Origin of the sequence: Bacillus sp. SJS, from assembly GCF_000732485.2 — a bacterium.
GTDB lineage: Bacteria > Bacillota > Bacilli > Bacillales > Bacillaceae > Metabacillus_B > Metabacillus_B sediminis.
Genome location: NZ_JAQV02000001.1, coordinates 44,673 through 60,422 on the forward strand (window position 1 = coordinate 44,673; position 15,750 = coordinate 60,422).

General features: G+C 45.5%; 16 protein-coding genes and 1 rRNA gene. All 17 read left to right on the plus strand.

The features are described from left to right. Positions 1-92: 92 nt before the first annotated feature. The gene (tilS, locus tag AS29_RS00235; protein ID WP_051860841.1) at positions 93-1,517 is read left to right on the plus strand and encodes a tRNA lysidine(34) synthetase TilS; all 1,425 of its coding nucleotides are present in this window, start codon (positions 93-95) and stop codon (positions 1,515-1,517) included. Further along, a complete protein-coding gene (gene hpt / locus AS29_RS00240) occupies positions 1,498-2,046 on the plus strand; it encodes a hypoxanthine phosphoribosyltransferase (protein ID WP_156505819.1) in 549 nt (182 codons plus the stop codon). Before tilS ends, hpt begins: the two co-directional genes overlap by 20 nt. A 99-nt stretch (positions 2,047-2,145) precedes the next feature. Then, complete coding sequence (gene ftsH, locus AS29_RS00245) at positions 2,146-4,083, plus strand: ATP-dependent zinc metalloprotease FtsH (protein WP_035412498.1); 1,938 nt, start codon at positions 2,146-2,148, stop codon at positions 4,081-4,083. Positions 4,084-4,244: 161 nt separating this feature from the next. After that, positions 4,245-5,009, plus strand: coding sequence for a type III pantothenate kinase (locus tag AS29_RS00250; protein WP_035412495.1), 765 nt, complete (start codon positions 4,245-4,247; stop codon positions 5,007-5,009). A 41-nt stretch (positions 5,010-5,050) separates the two neighbouring features. Further along, on the plus strand, positions 5,051-5,926 hold the full coding sequence (gene hslO / locus AS29_RS00255) for an Hsp33 family molecular chaperone HslO (RefSeq protein WP_035412492.1): 876 nt from the start codon (positions 5,051-5,053) through the stop codon (positions 5,924-5,926). A gap of 23 nt (positions 5,927-5,949) precedes the next feature. Then, positions 5,950-6,825: a peptidyl-prolyl cis-trans isomerase gene (locus AS29_RS00260; RefSeq protein ID WP_035412489.1), complete on the plus strand. Its 876-nt coding sequence runs from the start codon at positions 5,950-5,952 to the stop codon at positions 6,823-6,825. 67 nt (positions 6,826-6,892) lie between these two features. After that, a complete protein-coding gene (cysK, locus tag AS29_RS00265; protein ID WP_035412487.1) occupies positions 6,893-7,810 on the plus strand; it encodes a cysteine synthase A in 918 nt (305 codons plus the stop codon). A 173-nt stretch (positions 7,811-7,983) separates the two neighbouring features. Continuing rightward, entirely contained in the window at positions 7,984-9,378 is a 1,395-nt protein-coding gene (locus AS29_RS00270; RefSeq protein ID WP_051860840.1) for an anthranilate synthase component I family protein, read from the plus strand. Between the two features lie 33 nt (positions 9,379-9,411). Then, complete coding sequence (gene pabA / locus AS29_RS00275; RefSeq protein WP_035412482.1) at positions 9,412-10,002, plus strand: aminodeoxychorismate/anthranilate synthase component II; 591 nt, start codon at positions 9,412-9,414, stop codon at positions 10,000-10,002. Beyond that, the gene (gene pabC, locus AS29_RS00280; protein WP_035412480.1) at positions 10,002-10,859 is read left to right on the plus strand and encodes an aminodeoxychorismate lyase; all 858 of its coding nucleotides are present in this window, start codon (positions 10,002-10,004) and stop codon (positions 10,857-10,859) included. The genes pabA and pabC overlap by 1 nt, the downstream gene beginning before the upstream one ends. Before the next feature lie 13 nt (positions 10,860-10,872). Further along, positions 10,873-11,730, plus strand: coding sequence for a dihydropteroate synthase (folP, locus tag AS29_RS00285; RefSeq protein WP_035412476.1), 858 nt, complete (start codon positions 10,873-10,875; stop codon positions 11,728-11,730). Then, positions 11,723-12,085, plus strand: coding sequence for a dihydroneopterin aldolase (gene folB, locus AS29_RS00290; protein WP_035412474.1), 363 nt, complete (start codon positions 11,723-11,725; stop codon positions 12,083-12,085). The genes folP and folB overlap by 8 nt, the downstream gene beginning before the upstream one ends. Next, positions 12,082-12,609 carry a 2-amino-4-hydroxy-6-hydroxymethyldihydropteridine diphosphokinase gene (gene folK / locus AS29_RS00295; RefSeq protein ID WP_035412472.1) on the plus strand — a complete coding sequence of 176 codons (528 nt, stop codon included), beginning with the start codon at positions 12,082-12,084 and terminating at the stop codon, positions 12,607-12,609. The genes folB and folK overlap by 4 nt, the downstream gene beginning before the upstream one ends. After that, complete coding sequence (locus AS29_RS00300; protein WP_035412468.1) at positions 12,561-12,767, plus strand: helix-turn-helix domain-containing protein; 207 nt, start codon at positions 12,561-12,563, stop codon at positions 12,765-12,767. The genes folK and AS29_RS00300 overlap by 49 nt, the downstream gene beginning before the upstream one ends. Positions 12,768-12,794: 27 nt before the next feature. Continuing rightward, complete coding sequence (gene dusB / locus AS29_RS00305) at positions 12,795-13,796, plus strand: tRNA dihydrouridine synthase DusB (RefSeq protein WP_035412465.1); 1,002 nt, start codon at positions 12,795-12,797, stop codon at positions 13,794-13,796. 62 nt (positions 13,797-13,858) lie between these two features. Beyond that, a complete protein-coding gene (gene lysS / locus AS29_RS00310; RefSeq protein ID WP_035412462.1) occupies positions 13,859-15,358 on the plus strand; it encodes a lysine--tRNA ligase in 1,500 nt (499 codons plus the stop codon). A 270-nt stretch (positions 15,359-15,628) separates the two neighbouring features. After that, positions 15,629-15,750 (plus strand): 16S ribosomal RNA (locus AS29_RS00315); the annotation flags it as partial.

Genomic DNA, 15,750 nt, shown 5'->3' on the forward strand with positions numbered 1-15,750 from the left:
TTTTGTGAACAAACGGTCTGAATTTTGCGGAAATCAGGATAATAATGGTACGATATCCTTAGTCCGAAATTGTCAGTAAATGAGGGAGAGACGTGGTACCCTTTATTCAATTTATACAAAAGCATAAGCTGATCGAACCCTCTTCAACCATCTTGGCAGGCGTATCAGGCGGTCCTGACTCGCTTAGTCTGCTGCACATGCTCCTCCGCATCCGTAAAGAATGGGAATTGAATCTTGTTGTTCTGCATGTAGACCACATGTTCAGGGGAAAAGAATCTGAAGAAGAGATGGAATTTGTCCGATCCTTTTGCATGGAGCATGATGTACCGTTCGAATGCTGCCAGGCAGATGCAGGAGCATATGCCATAACCCATCAAATGAGTGCGCAGGAAGCAGCAAGGGCATGCCGCTATCAGTTTTTTGAAAAAATGATGAATCAATACCAGGCATCAGCCTTAGCGCTGGGCCATCACGGAGACGATCAGGTTGAAACCATATTAATGAGGCTGGTCCGCGGCGGCAAAGGTACGGCACTTGCCGGAATACAGCCCAAACGGGAGTTTGCCGGCGGATTCATTATACGGCCCCTTCTCGGCATGACTCGGCAGGAAATCCTGGATTATTGCGCTAAGGAAAGATTGGCCCCCCGATTTGATCCGAGCAATGAAAAAGACACTTATACACGAAACAGGTTCCGAAAGAGGATCCTTCCTTTTCTGAAAGAAGAAAACCCTCAAGTGCATGAAAAGTTCCAGGCATTCAGCGAAAACTTAACAGAAGACGAGCGGTATTTGCAGGAATTAACGGAGCATGAGATGAATACAGTATGGAGAAGAGGAGACGGTTTTGCAGAGCTTGAAATCGATCTGCTGAAAAGGTTGCCTTTACCTTTACAAAGAAGAGGGATTCAACTAATATTAAACTATCTTTACAAAAGTGTTCCGTCTTCATTATCATCCATACATACAGAAAGCGTTCTATCTTTGCTTTCCCAATCTCACCCTTCCGGATCTCTCCATCTTCCAAATGGTTTAAAGGCCGTTAAATCCTATAACCTCTGCATGTTTACTTTTGAACAAGCAGAACCGGAACCGTACCACCTGGAATTGCCAATTCCGGGCGAGGCTATGCTTCCCTCAGGAGGCCGTATAGAAGCGAAGCTGATTACTGAGAGTCCAGGTGCTGACAGGGGAAAGAACAGCCTTCTTATAAAGCGGGAAAAAGTCCTGCTGCCGCTTTCAGTCCGTTCCAGGAAAAATGGGGACAAACTGAAACTCAAAGGCATGAATGGCACAAAAAAAGTCAAAGATATATTTATTGACAAGAAGATCGCAATTGAAGCCAGGAATCAGTGGCCGGTTCTTGAAGACGCAAATGGAACGATTTTGTGGCTGCCGGGTCTGACGAAATCAGCCTGGGAGGAAAATGATTGGTCTGAGGGCGAATTCATTTTTTTACAATATCATCAACAAGGATCTTCTAGGGGGCAAAACACACATGATGAAACAGGATATTGAAAAAATCTTGGTTACAGAAGAAGAAATACAGGCAAAAGTTAAAGAATTGGGAACACTGTTAACTGAAGAGTACAAAGAAACCTTTCCTTTAGCTATTGGAGTATTAAAAGGTGCACTGCCTTTTATGACAGATCTTCTTAAGCACATCGATACATATTTGGAAATGGATTTTATGGATGTTTCAAGCTACGGTTCATCAACTGTATCCTCAGGGGAAGTAAAGATCTTAAAGGATCTGAACACTTCTGTCGAAGGCCGTGACATCCTTATCATAGAAGATATTATCGACAGTGGTTTAACATTAAGCTATCTTGTGGAATTATTCAGGTATCGGAAAGCCAAGTCCATCAAAATTGTCACTCTTTTGGATAAGCCGAGCGGAAGAAAAGCGGACATCCAGGCTGACTATGTTGGATTTGAAGTGCCGGATGCCTTTGTTGTAGGATACGGGCTCGATTATATTGAGCGCTACCGTAATCTTCCTTACGTCGGCGTTTTGAAACCCCGCGTTTATCAAAACACCAACTGAGGATTAAGGCCTGAATAAATGGCGCCATATTGTTTGTATTGGCATGATTTTCTATGATACTATTTAAACTAATTGTGTCTACTGTGGAGGAGGTAAGGAATGAAACGGATCTTCCGAAATACGATCTTTTATTTACTCATATTTTTGGTTGTGATCGGAATCGTTAGTACCTTTAACGGTCAAAATCCGAAAACAGAACCATTGACTTACACCAATTTCGTTTCGAAATTAGAAGCGGGAGACGTTAAGCAAATAACGGCAAAACCCGTGCGCGGTGTTTTTGAAGTAAAAGGACAGCTTAAAGGCGCTAAGAAAGACGAGTACTTTTTGACTCATGTTCCAAGCGAGTCAATTGATAAGATTACAGCAGCTGCAAAATCAAGCCAGACGGAATTTCAGCCTGCTGAAGAAACAAGCGGATGGGTGACTTTTTTCACCTCCATTATTCCATTTGTTATCATCTTCATTCTTTTCTTCTTCCTGCTTAACCAGGCTCAGGGCGGCGGAAGCCGTGTCATGAACTTCGGCAAAAGCAAAGCGAAGCTGTACAGCGAAGAAAAGAAAAAGGTTAAATTTAAAGATGTGGCAGGAGCAGATGAAGAAAAGCAGGAGCTTGTGGAGGTCGTTGATTTCCTTAAAGATCCACGTAAATTCTCTGAACTCGGTGCAAGAATTCCTAAAGGTGTTCTCCTTGTGGGACCTCCGGGTACAGGTAAAACGCTTCTTGCACGTGCAGTAGCGGGAGAAGCCGGAGTGCCGTTTTTCTCCATAAGCGGTTCAGACTTCGTTGAAATGTTCGTTGGGGTCGGTGCATCACGTGTACGTGACCTGTTTGAAAATGCAAAAAAGAACGCACCATGTATTATCTTTATTGATGAAATTGATGCAGTTGGACGCCAGCGCGGAGCCGGTCTTGGCGGAGGCCATGATGAGCGCGAGCAAACGCTGAACCAATTGCTTGTAGAAATGGATGGTTTCAGTGCCAATGAAGGAATTATCATTGTCGCCGCTACCAACCGTGCTGATATTCTTGACCCGGCACTTCTTCGTCCGGGACGTTTTGACCGCCAGATTACAGTAGACCGTCCGGATGTAAAAGGACGCGAAGCGGTGCTGAAGGTTCATTCCCGCAATAAGCCTCTTGACAACTCTGTTGATTTGAAAGCTATTGCTATGAGAACACCAGGCTTCTCCGGAGCAGATCTTGAGAACCTGCTTAACGAGGCGGCACTTGTTGCTGCACGTACAAACAAGAAGAAAATCGACATGCTCGACATTGATGAAGCGACTGACCGGGTAATCGCAGGACCTGCGAAGAAAAGCCGTGTTATTTCTGAAAAAGAACGCAACATTGTCGCATACCATGAAGGCGGACATACCATTATCGGACATGTGCTTGATGAGGCTGAAATGGTACATAAAGTAACCATCGTCCCCCGCGGCCAGGCAGGCGGTTATGCCGTTATGCTTCCTAAGGAAGACCGTTACTTTATGACAAAACCAGAGCTTCTTGATAAAATTACCGGCCTTCTTGGAGGACGCGTGGCAGAGGAAATCGTATTCGGCGAAGTCAGCACAGGTGCTTCAAATGACTTCCAAAGAGCGACTGGCATCGCCCGCCGTATGGTTACAGAATTCGGTATGTCTGATAAGCTTGGACCGCTTCAGTTTGGCCAGTCCCAAGGACAAGTGTTCTTAGGCCGCGATATTAACAATGAGCCAAACTATAGTGATGCCATCGCTCATGAAATCGATATAGAGATTCAAAACTTTATTAAAGTGAGTTATGAGCGTGCAAAAACCATTCTTACAGAAAACCGAGATAAGCTTGAGCTTGTAGCGAAAACACTTCTTGAAGTAGAAACGCTTGATGCCAAGCAAATTGATCATCTGATGAAACACGGCAAGCTTCCAGATCGGATCGAGGATCTTGAAGATACAAGTGATGCTTCAGATGTAAAAATTAACATTCAGAGAAAGACAGAAGAACCATCTCCATTAGATGAACCTGGACGTCCGGACCTGAAAAAAGACTGAATCCATTAATAAGACCGCATTCTTCCGGGAATGCGGTCTTTTGTATGAAACGAGCGAAGAGAATGGAGCACGTTGCCGTCTTGTTTTACATGTTTTATGATATGATGGTGGCGGAATGTTTTACAAAGACTTAGAGAAACTATATAGAGTGGTGAAAATCGTTGATTTTAGTATTGGATGTCGGGAATACAAATACAGTTATTGGTGTATATGAAAAAGAAGAGCTGAACTATCATTGGCGGATTGAAACAAGCCGTAATAAAACAGAAGATGAGTTTGGCATGCTGTTCACATCGCTTTTTGAGCATGTTGGAATTTCCTTTAAGGATTTTGAGGGAATCATCATTTCTTCTGTAGTTCCTCCTATCATGTTCTCACTTGAACGTATGTGCAAAAAGTACTTTGATATCAAACCCCAGGTTGTCGGACCGGGCATCAAAACCGGTTTGAATATTAAATATGAAAACCCGAGAGAAGTAGGGGCAGACCGGATTGTAAATGCGGTAGCGGGAATCCACCTCTACGGAAGTCCGCTGATCATCGTTGATTTCGGTACAGCTACTACTTATTGCTATATAAACGAGGATAAACAATATATGGGCGGAGCAATTGCGCCGGGAGTAAATATCTCAACGGAAGCGCTATATTCGAGAGCAGCCAAGCTTCCGAGGATTGAAATTGCAAGGCCTGAAACGATCATTGGCAAAAATACAGTGAGTGCGATGCAATCCGGTATTTTATTTGGCTATGTCGGCCAAGTCGAAGGAATTGTCAGAAGAATGAAGGAGGAAACCGGCCAGAATCCAAAGGTCATCGGTACTGGCGGTTTAGCAGGTCTAATTGCGAATGAATCCAATACGATTGATATCGTGGATCCTTTCTTAACCTTAAAAGGGCTGCAGCTTATTTACGACAGAAATCAATAATTCACATACAGGAGCAGGATCCTGAAGGGAGCATATAGTTCATGGATTACTTAGTAAAGGCATTGGCATATGATGGACAAGTCCGCGCATATGCCGTTAAATCAACCGATACCGTCGCAGAGGGCCAGAGAAGACATCAAACGTGGCCAACCGCTTCAGCTGCGCTGGGCAGAACACTTACAGCTGGCATCATGCTTGGAACGATGCTGAAAGGCAATGATAAACTAACAATCAAAGTGGAAGGGAACGGTCCGCTTGGTCCGATTCTTGTTGATGCGAATGCTAAAGGGGAAGTAAGAGGGTATGTTACCCACCCGCAGACTCACTTTGATTTGAATAAATTCGGTAAGCTTGATGTAGCCCGTGCTGTTGGTACAGAGGGAATGCTGACCGTTGTGAAGGATCTTGGCATGAGAGAGCACTTTACAGGACAGGTGCCGATTGTATCCGGAGAACTTGGCGAGGATTTCACGTATTATCTTGTTTCATCCGAACAGGTACCATCTTCTGTAGGAGTCGGTGTGCTTGTGAATCCGGATAATACAATTCTTGCATCTGGGGGATTTGTTGTTCAGCTCTTGCCGGGAGCAGAAGAAGAAACGATTACGGACATTGAAGAGCGGCTGACTGCGATGGAGCCGATTTCTAAGCTTATCGAAAAAGGCTTGTCTCCAGAGCAAATCCTGGATGTGGTCTTAGGAGAAGGAAATGTAAAAATCCTTGAAACGCTGCCGGTATCCTTTAAATGCCAGTGTTCAAAAGAGCGATTTGGTTCAGCAATTATCAGTCTAGGCACGAAAGAGATCGATGAAATGATTGAGGAAGACGGCCAGGCGGAAGCTCAGTGCCATTTCTGCAACGAAATCTATATTTTTTCTAAAGAAGAGCTGGAAGAACTGAAAGCAGAATCTAAATAATACCGCAGCCAGGGAGTGGGGAAATGAATAAAAGAGCCCTGTGGTTCGTAATTATTGGACTTGCTCTATTGAATCTTGCAACTTTCTTATTTTTTATGTCAAAAGAATCAGCTCCGGATGAATCTTCAGAAACCGTTGCAAAAATTGGAAAAACAGAAGTAACGAGGGAAGAATGGCTTGCACAGCTTGAAAACCGGTTCGGAAAAGAAACCCTCGAACAAATGGTGAACAGCCGTGTTGTAGAAGAGCTTTCGAAGAAATATAACATCACCGTTAAGGATGAAACCATCGACCGTGAGCTTGATATGTTTAAGGCTTCCTCTAATGTGACGGAGAGTGAAGGCTTGGAAAATGAAAAGGAATGGGGGAAACAGATTCGCTACAGTATTTTGCTTGAGGAGCTGTTAACGAGAGATGTGAATGTTTCCGAAGCAGCAATGAAGACCTATTATAGCGAAAATAAAGCTCAGTATGTGTTCGATGATGCCTATCACCTTTCGCACATTGCGGTGAAAAGTGAGAAGCAGGCGGAAGAAGTGATTAAAGAGCTGAAAGCAGGATCCAGTTTTCAAGCTCTTGCCGAGGAGCATGCGTCTGCTCCGGAACATCAGGGAGACCTTGGTTTCATTACTGAAGACCAGACATCCGTTCCCAAGGCTTACAGAAAAGCGGCTGCTTCCATGGGAGCCGGGGAATATAGCAAACAGCCGGTAAAGACAGATAAGGGATACGCTGTTTTATTTTTGAATGAGAAAATAAACGGCCGGACCTATTCATACAATGAGGTAAAAGAGCAGATCCGCCGCCAGCTTGCGCTTGAGCAGATGGAAGGGGAGGTCTCGGTCAAACCTCTGTGGGAAGAAGCAAAAGCAGAATGGTTTTATGGGCAAAAAGATTGACAATTCCGAATTGTATTGGTAACTTTTAATAAAACCAATAAAAATACTCGGATTAGAGGTGCTTTCAATGCGTGTGGCAAATTCTATTCATGAACTGATTGGGGAAACCCCCATTGTAAAGTTGAATAAACTAGTTGAAGACGACTATGCAGATGTCTATTTAAAGCTTGAATTTATGAATCCCGGCAGCAGTGTAAAAGACCGTATTGCCCTTGCTATGATTGAAGCGGCAGAAAAGAACGGCAGTCTTAAGCCCGGCGACACGCTAATCGAGCCGACCAGCGGGAATACCGGAATCGGTCTGGCAATGGTTGCAGCGGCAAAAGGAATCAATGCGATTCTTGTTATGCCGGATACGATGAGCATGGAGCGCAGAAACCTGCTTCGGGCTTATGGAGCGGAGCTTGTCCTGACTCCGGGAGCAGAAGGAATGGGCGGTGCGATCCGCAAGGCAGAAGAGCTATCCAAGGAACACGGATACTTCATGCCGCAGCAATTCAAAAACGAAGCGAACCCTGAGGTTCACCGTCTGACAACAGGACCGGAAATTGTCCGTCAAATGGATCAGCTTGATGCATTTATCTCAGGCATCGGGACAGGCGGAACGATCACGGGTGCCGGTGAAGTGTTAAAAGAGAATTTCCCTGGAATTAAGATTTACGCAGTGGAGCCGGCCGATTCTCCTGTTCTATCCGGAGGAAAACCAGGTCCCCACAAAATTCAGGGAATCGGAGCAGGATTTGTCCCGGACATCCTGAACACAGAGCTGTACGAAGAGATTATTCCGGTAAAGAATGAAGATGCTTTTGAATATGCGCGCCTTGCTGCGAAAACAGAGGGTGTCCTTGGAGGAATCTCCTCCGGTGCCGCGATCTATGCCGCGCTTAAGGTTGCGAAAGAGCTGGGCAAAGGCAAAAAGGTTCTAGCGATCATTCCTAGTAATGGAGAACGTTACTTGAGCACACCGCTTTACCAATTTGAATAGAAAAATAAAAACAGTCCTCGGACTGTTTTTATTTTTGTCCCGGAAGACTTGTATAAGATCATTGGTTCCTCAGCGGAACCTCATTCCCGCTTTTTAGCAGCAAAATTTCCATGTAGCAGAATTTAGCCGTCATCAAGTAAAATATCGTTATATGCCAAATAGGAGTGTGCCCCATGCCAAAAACGGTTTACTATCCTTTTTACAAAAAAATAAAACGAGTAAATGACTTTTTTCATACATATAAAAGCCTTTCAGCTGGTGAGAAGCATCACGCACTGCTTGAAAGCGGCAGAGGAGGCCGATACAGCATAGCCGGATTGTCTCCGCGCTCTGTCATTTCCGCGAAAGACCATGAAATCGTGCTCACAGAAGACGGTAAGCAGCAAACTTTCAAAGAGGAGGATGCGCTTGTCTGGCTTCAGGAGTGGATGGCTGGCGTTCATGTCGAAAGGAATCCGGAGCTTCCGGACTTTCAAAGCGGAGCGATTGGCTTCATCAGCTATGATGCGGTTCGGCATTTTGAGAAGCTCCAGGAAAAAGGAGAAGATGATCTCCAAACACCTGATTTTTTCTGGATGATCTTCCATGAGCTTGCGATATTGGATCATGAAGCTGACGAAGTGTACCTGATTGTGCTGGAGGACAGTTCGGTACCAGAGCAGGCGCGGCTGAAACTTGCTGAGCTTGAGGACAGGTGGCTTAACCCGCCTTCATACGAAGAACGGACACAGCCTACTCAGGCGGGGAGCGAGCCTAAGCTCCATTTCAGCCCGGATCAATTCAAGGAAGCCGTGATAAAGATAAAGGATTACATTGCGGCAGGGGATGTGTTCCAGGTCAATTTATCGACAAGACAAGCTGCAGCTCTTCATGACCATCCCATCCGGATATATGAAAAATTAAGAGAGATCAATCCGTCTCCGTATATGAGCTATCTGGAAACACCGGACTTTCAAATCGTGTCTGCCTCGCCTGAGCTGTTAGTTAAAAAAAGCGGGACGATTCTTAGTACAAGACCGATTGCCGGAACGAGATCGCGTGGAAAGGATGATGAAGAGGATGTAAAGCTTGCTGCCGAGCTCATTGATAACGAAAAGGAACGGGCAGAACATGTCATGCTGGTCGACCTGGAACGGAACGACCTGGGCCGCGTGTGCAAATATGGAACAGTGGAAGTTAATGAATTCATGGCAATTGAAAGATACTCCCATGTGATGCACATTGTTTCAAACGTTCAAGGAGAATTAGCAGATGGAAAAAATTTTTCCGATATTATCAGGGCCGTATTCCCGGGTGGGACAATAACAGGCGCCCCAAAGGTTCGGACGATGGAAATCATTGAGGAGCTTGAACCGAAACGGCGCGGAATTTATACAGGATCTATCGGATGGATTGATTTTAATGGCGATTTGGAGTTGAATATAGTTATCAGAACTCTTTTTGCCCAAAATGGAACGGGTTATATTCAGGCAGGTGCCGGTATTGTGATTGACTCGAATCCAGACTATGAGTATAAGGAGTCTTTGAAAAAGGCGGCCGCTGTCTTAAAAGCGGCAGAGCAGAGTTAAGCCCTGAGCTAAAGAAAGGATGAGGTGAGCAGAGTGATTTTAATGATTGATAATTACGATTCATTTACGTACAACCTGGTACAGTATTTGGGAGAGCTTGGAGAGGAATTGATGGTGAGGCGCAATGATGAAATCACCATTCAGGAAATTCGTGAGCTGAATCCGGAATTTTTAATGATATCCCCCGGACCATGCAGCCCGAATGAAGCAGGGATCAGCCTGGAAGCCATTCGTGAATTTGCAGGCGAAATTCCTATTTTTGGAGTATGCCTTGGCCATCAGTCGATCGCCCAGGTATTCGGCGGGGACGTTGTAAGAGCTGAACGGCTCATGCACGGAAAAGTATCCGAGATTCAGCATGATGGGCAAACGATTTTCAGCGGAATTGAAACGCCATTTCTTGCTACCAGGTATCATTCACTTATTGTGAAGAACGAAACCCTTCCGGACTGCTTTATCGTTTCCGCAAAAACAGAGCAGAATGAAATTATGGCCATCCGCCATAAAGAGCTTCCGATTGAAGGGGTGCAGTTCCATCCGGAGTCCATCATGACATCCGCAGGAAAAAAGCTGCTCAAAAATTTCATACAAACCTACAAGAAAGCGGAAGAGAGCATCTTGTAATGTTTATTTATCTTAATTCCAAAATGATAAGGGCCGAAGAGGCGAGCATCTCCCTCTTCGACCATGGATATATGTACGGCCTTGGGATCTTTGAGACATTCCGTGCCTACCAAGGCCATTCTTTTTTATTAAAAGACCATCTGGACCGGCTGCATGCCTCCCTGTCCGTGCTCGGAATCAAAGCATCTTTGACGGCCGGGCAGGTTCACGGAATGGTTGAGGAACTGCTCACTGCCAACCATATAAAAGATGGGAATGCAGCAGTGAGGCTGACGGTTTCAGCAGGTAATGGAGGCCCGGGATTTTTAGATCAGGTTTTTGATGAACCGGTCATCTCCTGTTTTTTAAGGCCGATTGCTGCCCCGGCTGACCAAAAACAGGGGCAAGTGCTCACATTAAGAAGGAATACGCCTGAAGGAACATTCAGGATGAAGTCGAGCCACTACATGAACAATTTTCTGGCCAAAAAAGAGCTGAACGGCAAGCCGGATACAGAGGGCATTTTTCTGACGAAAGAAGATAACGTATGCGAAGGCATTGTTTCCAATTTGTTCTGGGTGAAGAAAGGAACCGTCTTCACTCCGTCACCTGAAACGGGCGCATTGGATGGGGTTACCCGGAAATTCGTTCTTGCCTTATGTAAAAAAATGAATGTTCCATACAAAGAAGGCTTTTTTCCGCTGGATGATCTGCTTTCCTCGGAAGAAGCGTTCATGACCAACTCTGTGCAGGAATTGATTCCGTTCTCTAAAATTGATATCCAATCATTTGCAGGGAAGGATGGGGCGGTTATACAGAAACTACAAGAAGAGTATTCAAAATATCGCCATGCTCTTTGGTCACGAGATGAGCTGTAAAGGATGAGGTTTGATGGGGTTAACGACACTAGTGAAGCAGTCCGGGATGGATTGCCGCGGCTACACATTAAATTACAATGAAAAGACCCTGATCATGGGGATTTTAAATATTACACCCGATTCATTTTCCGACGGCGGGAAATATAATTCGCTTGATCAGGCAATTGTGCGTGCGAGAGCGCTTGTTGAGGACGGGGCAGACATCATTGATATAGGCGGGGAATCGACAAGACCCGGAGCAGAGTTTGTTCCTGAAGAGGTAGAGATGGAACGTGTGATTCCGGTTATTGAACGATTAGCTAAAGAAGTGGATGCACCTATTTCGGTAGACACCTACAAAGCGGCTGTGGCAAGAGAGGCACTCAAAGCGGGAGCTCACATTGTGAATGATATATGGGGGGCTAAGGCAGAGCCGGCCATTGCAGCGGCAGCGGCGGAATTTGACGCCCCCATCATTCTTATGCACAACAGAAAGGAACGCAATTACGAAAAGCTTATACCGGATATGATTACGGACTTAATGGAAAGTGTAGCCATTGCAGAGCTAGCCGGTGTTGAAAATAATAAAATCATTCTAGACCCGGGAATAGGCTTTGCCAAAACTTTCGGTGACAACATGGAAGTGATGGGATCTTTAGAGGCCTTTACGAGCCTTGGGTATCCTGTACTGCTTGGAACATCAAGAAAAACGTTCATCGGAAAGATCTTGGACCTGCCTCCGGAGGAAAGAATGGAAGGAACCGGAGCCACTGTATGCCTTGGCATCCAAAAGGGCTGCGGCATTGTCCGGGTCCATGATGTAAAGGAAATAGCAAGGATGGCAAAAATGATGGATGCGATGATGGGGAAGGGGTGCCATGCCCATGGATAAGATCTATGTATCCGGAATGGAATTTTACGGATATCATGGTGTGTATAAGGAAGAAAACAAGCTTGGCCAAAGATTCCGGGCAGATCTTACGATAGAAAAGGATCTGAAAAAAGCAGGGGAAACGGATAAGCTTGAACATACGGTGAATTACGCTGATCTTTATAAGATTTGCCAGCGAGTAATTGAAGGGGATCCGAAGAAGCTGGTGGAATCACTGGCCGAAAAAATCGCCTCAGAGATTCTGGCTGCATTTTCGGATATTCATTCTGTAACGATCAAACTGATTAAGCCTGACCCTCCTATACCCGGGCATTATGATCATGTGGCAGTGGAAATCACAAGAGGCAGATCATGAATGCAATGGTCTACCTTGCCCTCGGTTCGAATATGGGGGACAGGGAATCGTATTTACTGGATGCCATAAAGCTCCTTAACGAAGAGCCGGAGATTGAGGTCACAAAGCTGTCGTCCATCTATGAAACAGATCCCGTCGGCTATACGGACCAGAGCGCTTTTTTAAATATGGCGGTGGAAATTTCCACCACATACACCCCGTGTGAATTACTTGATAAAACTCAGCATATTGAACAATCCCTGGGAAGAACAAGGGAAATCAGGTGGGGCCCGCGGACTTTAGACCTTGACATTTTATTGTATAATCATGAAAATATTGAAACAGAGCGGTTAATTGTTCCGCACCCAAGATTGCCGGAACGTGCTTTTGTGTTAATACCTTTAAATGAAATCAATTCAAATGCTTTTATACCGGCGGTTAACAAGCCGGTTTCGGTCATCATAGAACAATTATCAGACAAAGAAGGGGTCAGACTATGGAAGCTGAGAAATGGGGAAGGCGGATTCGGGCCTACCGAAAGCTGAAGGGCTACACCCAGGAAAGTTTCGCGAAGGATCTTGGCATCTCGGTTTCAGTCCTTGGCGAAGTAGAGCGGGGCAACCGGATCCCAAGCCGTGATTTTGTGAAAGAAATGGCTGATACACTGAAGGTTCCAGTTGAGGAACTATCACCTGAAGAATAAAAGAATGAATGAAAGGAGGGAGAATGGATGTTCAAAATTGGCGACATTCAGATGAAGAACCGTGTCGTCCTTGCCCCCATGGCCGGAGTATGCAATGCGGCCTTCCGTCTCACCGTCAAGGAGTTCGGTGCCGGCCTTGTTTGTGCGGAAATGGTCAGCGATAAGGCTATTCTATATAACAATGCGAGAACAATGGGCATGCTTTTCATCGATGAGCGGGAAAAACCATTGAGTTTGCAGATTTTCGGCGGAAAAAAAGATACATTAGTAGAAGCTGCGAAGTTTGTTGATAAAAACACAACAGCCGATATTATTGATATTAACATGGGATGCCCGGTGCCGAAGATTACGAAATGCGACGCAGGAGCAAGGTGGCTGCTCGATCCGAACAAGATCTACGAAATGGTAGCCGCGGTTGTCGATGCCGTCGATAAGCCCGTTACGGTAAAAATGAGAATCGGCTGGGACAGCGATCATATCTTTGCTATTGAGAATGCGCAGGCTGTTGAACGTGCCGGCGGACAGGCTGTGGCCGTCCATGGGCGTACCCGTGTACAAATGTATGAAGGGCATGCGGACTGGGATATCATTAAACAGGTGAAAGAGTCGGTTCGTATCCCGGTTATCGGGAACGGAGACGTTGAAACACCGCAGGATGCAAAAAGAATGCTTGATACAACTGGAGTAGACGGTGTGATGATTGGCCGGGCTGCACTGGGAAATCCGTGGATGATTTACCGTACAGTTAATTACCTTGAAACAGGTGAATTGGCAGAAGAACCGTCTGCTAGAGAAAAAATGGCTGTTTGCAAGCTCCACCTTGACCGACTGATTGAGCTGAAGGGCGAACACGTAGCGGTGAGGGAAATGCGTAAGCACGCTGCATGGTACCTGAAAGGCATTAGAGGCAATGCTAAAGTCCGCAACGGCGTCAATGTGTGTGATACTAGACAGGATATGGTTACATTGCTGGACGAATTTACAGAAGAAATAGAAGCTAAACAGGAAAATAGCGCTGAAGCTGTATAAGGAATAAAGAGGCCGGCCCATAGCGGCCGCCCTTTTAACGAAGAATAGGAGATGAGGATTCCGTGAGTGAACAAGAAATGAATCACGAAGAATTAAACGACCAGCTGCAGGTTAGACGGGAAAAACTACATACTTTAAGAGAAAAAGGACTCGATCCATTCGGGAAGCGTTTTGATGCTACCCATCAAACAGCGGGTCTTCTTGCAGAATTCGAGAACACAACAAAAGAAGAGCTTGAGGATCAAGAACGCCGTGTTACCATCGCAGGCCGGATCATGACAAAGCGCGGCAAAGGAAAAGCCGGATTTGCTCATATTCAGGATCTGCAAGGACAAATCCAGATCTACGTTCGCATGGATGGAGTAGGCGAGGAACAATATGACTTGTTCAACACTGCGGATCTTGGGGATATCGTAGGCGTTACAGGCGTTATGTTCAAAACAAAAGTAGGCGAGCTTTCCGTTAAAGCGACTTCTTTTGAGCTTTTGACAAAATCACTGCGTCCTCTTCCGGATAAGTATCATGGTCTGAAAGATATCGAACAGCGCTATCGCCAGCGTTACCTGGATCTAATCATGAACCCTGAGAGCAAACAAACATTTATTGCCCGCAGCAAAATTATTCAATCCATGCGCCGTTACCTGGATGATCATGGATACCTTGAGGTCGAAACTCCAACCATGCACTCGATTCCGGGGGGAGCCTCAGCCCGTCCGTTTATCACTCATCACAACGCGCTGGATATGCCGCTATATATGAGGATCGCGATCGAGCTTCACTTAAAGCGTCTAATTGTAGGCGGTCTTGAGAAAGTGTACGAGATCGGACGCGTGTTCCGTAATGAGGGAATCTCTACCCGCCACAATCCTGAGTTCACTATGATCGAGCTTTATGAGGCATATGCAGACTACAAAGATATCATGAAGCTGACTGAAAACCTCATTGCCCACATTGCAAAAGAAGTGCGGGGAACTACTATGATTCAGTATGGCGATCATGAAGTAAATCTTGAGCCTGAGTGGAAAAGAGTTCACATGGTAGATGCCATAAAAGAAGCTACCGGTGCAGATTTCTGGAAAGAAATGAGTCCTGAAGAAGCGAAGGCACTTGCTGCAGAGCACGGAGTAGAAGTAACCGAGCATATGTCAGTGGGGCACATCATCAATGAGTTCTTCGAGCAAAAAGTAGAAGAAACGCTGATTCAGCCTACATTTATCTTCGGCCATCCGGTGGAAATTTCTCCTCTGGCTAAGAAAAACGATGAAGATCCGCGTTTCACGGATCGCTTCGAGCTCTTCATCGTCGCTCGCGAGCACGCGAACGCGTTCACTGAGCTGAATGATCCGATCGATCAGAAAGAGCGTTTTGAAGGTCAGCTGAAAGAACGTGAGCAAGGAAATGACGAAGCTCATTTGATGGACGAAGACTTTATTGAAGCTCTTGAATATGGAATGCCTCCTACAGGCGGACTTGGAATCGGTATCGACCGCGTTGTTATGCTTTTAACTAACTCGGCATCGATCCGCGATGTTCTATTATTCCCGCAAATGAGACACCGTTAATAACATGCAGGAAAGCCGGATGAACTTTATCCGGCTTTCTTTTTATTTTTTGAAAAAAACTATTGCGCTGGGCTGTCCAGGGTGGTATATTAATATTCGTTGCTGCAAAACGCAGTTGCGAAACGGAAATTAAGATGAAAAAAGTTATTGACATCATAATCTCTAAATGGTATTATAATAAAGCTTCACTTTTCCAAATGATCTTTGAAAACTAAACAAATTGAAGTGCCAACGTTAATTTAAGCAACAAACAAGAGCTAGTCAAACTACTTTTTGGAGAGTTTGATCCTGGCTCAGGACGAACGCTGGCGGCGTGCCTAATACATGCAAGTCGAGCGGACCTCTTCGGAGGTCAGCGGCGGACGGGTGAGTAACACGTGGGCAACCTGCCT

What these genes read in the sequence shown, in the direction of transcription:
- hpt (WP_156505819.1), top strand. Translation starts at nt 1,498, where the DNA reads ATGATGAAACAGGATATTGAAAAAATCTTGGTTACAGAAGAAGAAATA.
- folK (WP_035412472.1), top strand. Translation starts at nt 12,082, where the DNA reads ATGAATGCAATGGTCTACCTTGCCCTCGGTTCGAATATGGGGGACAGG.
- AS29_RS00300 (WP_035412468.1), top strand. Translation starts at nt 12,561, where the DNA reads ATGGAAGCTGAGAAATGGGGAAGGCGGATTCGGGCCTACCGAAAGCTG.
- folP (WP_035412476.1), top strand. Translation starts at nt 10,873, where the DNA reads ATGGGGTTAACGACACTAGTGAAGCAGTCCGGGATGGATTGCCGCGGC.
- cysK (WP_035412487.1), top strand. Translation starts at nt 6,893, where the DNA reads ATGCGTGTGGCAAATTCTATTCATGAACTGATTGGGGAAACCCCCATT.
- folB (WP_035412474.1), top strand. Translation starts at nt 11,723, where the DNA reads ATGGATAAGATCTATGTATCCGGAATGGAATTTTACGGATATCATGGT.
- AS29_RS00260 (WP_035412489.1), top strand. Translation starts at nt 5,950, where the DNA reads ATGAATAAAAGAGCCCTGTGGTTCGTAATTATTGGACTTGCTCTATTG.
- hslO (WP_035412492.1), top strand. Translation starts at nt 5,051, where the DNA reads ATGGATTACTTAGTAAAGGCATTGGCATATGATGGACAAGTCCGCGCA.
- AS29_RS00270 (WP_051860840.1), top strand. Translation starts at nt 7,984, where the DNA reads ATGCCAAAAACGGTTTACTATCCTTTTTACAAAAAAATAAAACGAGTA.
- dusB (WP_035412465.1), top strand. Translation starts at nt 12,795, where the DNA reads ATGTTCAAAATTGGCGACATTCAGATGAAGAACCGTGTCGTCCTTGCC.
- ftsH (WP_035412498.1), top strand. Translation starts at nt 2,146, where the DNA reads ATGAAACGGATCTTCCGAAATACGATCTTTTATTTACTCATATTTTTG.
- pabC (WP_035412480.1), top strand. Translation starts at nt 10,002, where the DNA reads ATGTTTATTTATCTTAATTCCAAAATGATAAGGGCCGAAGAGGCGAGC.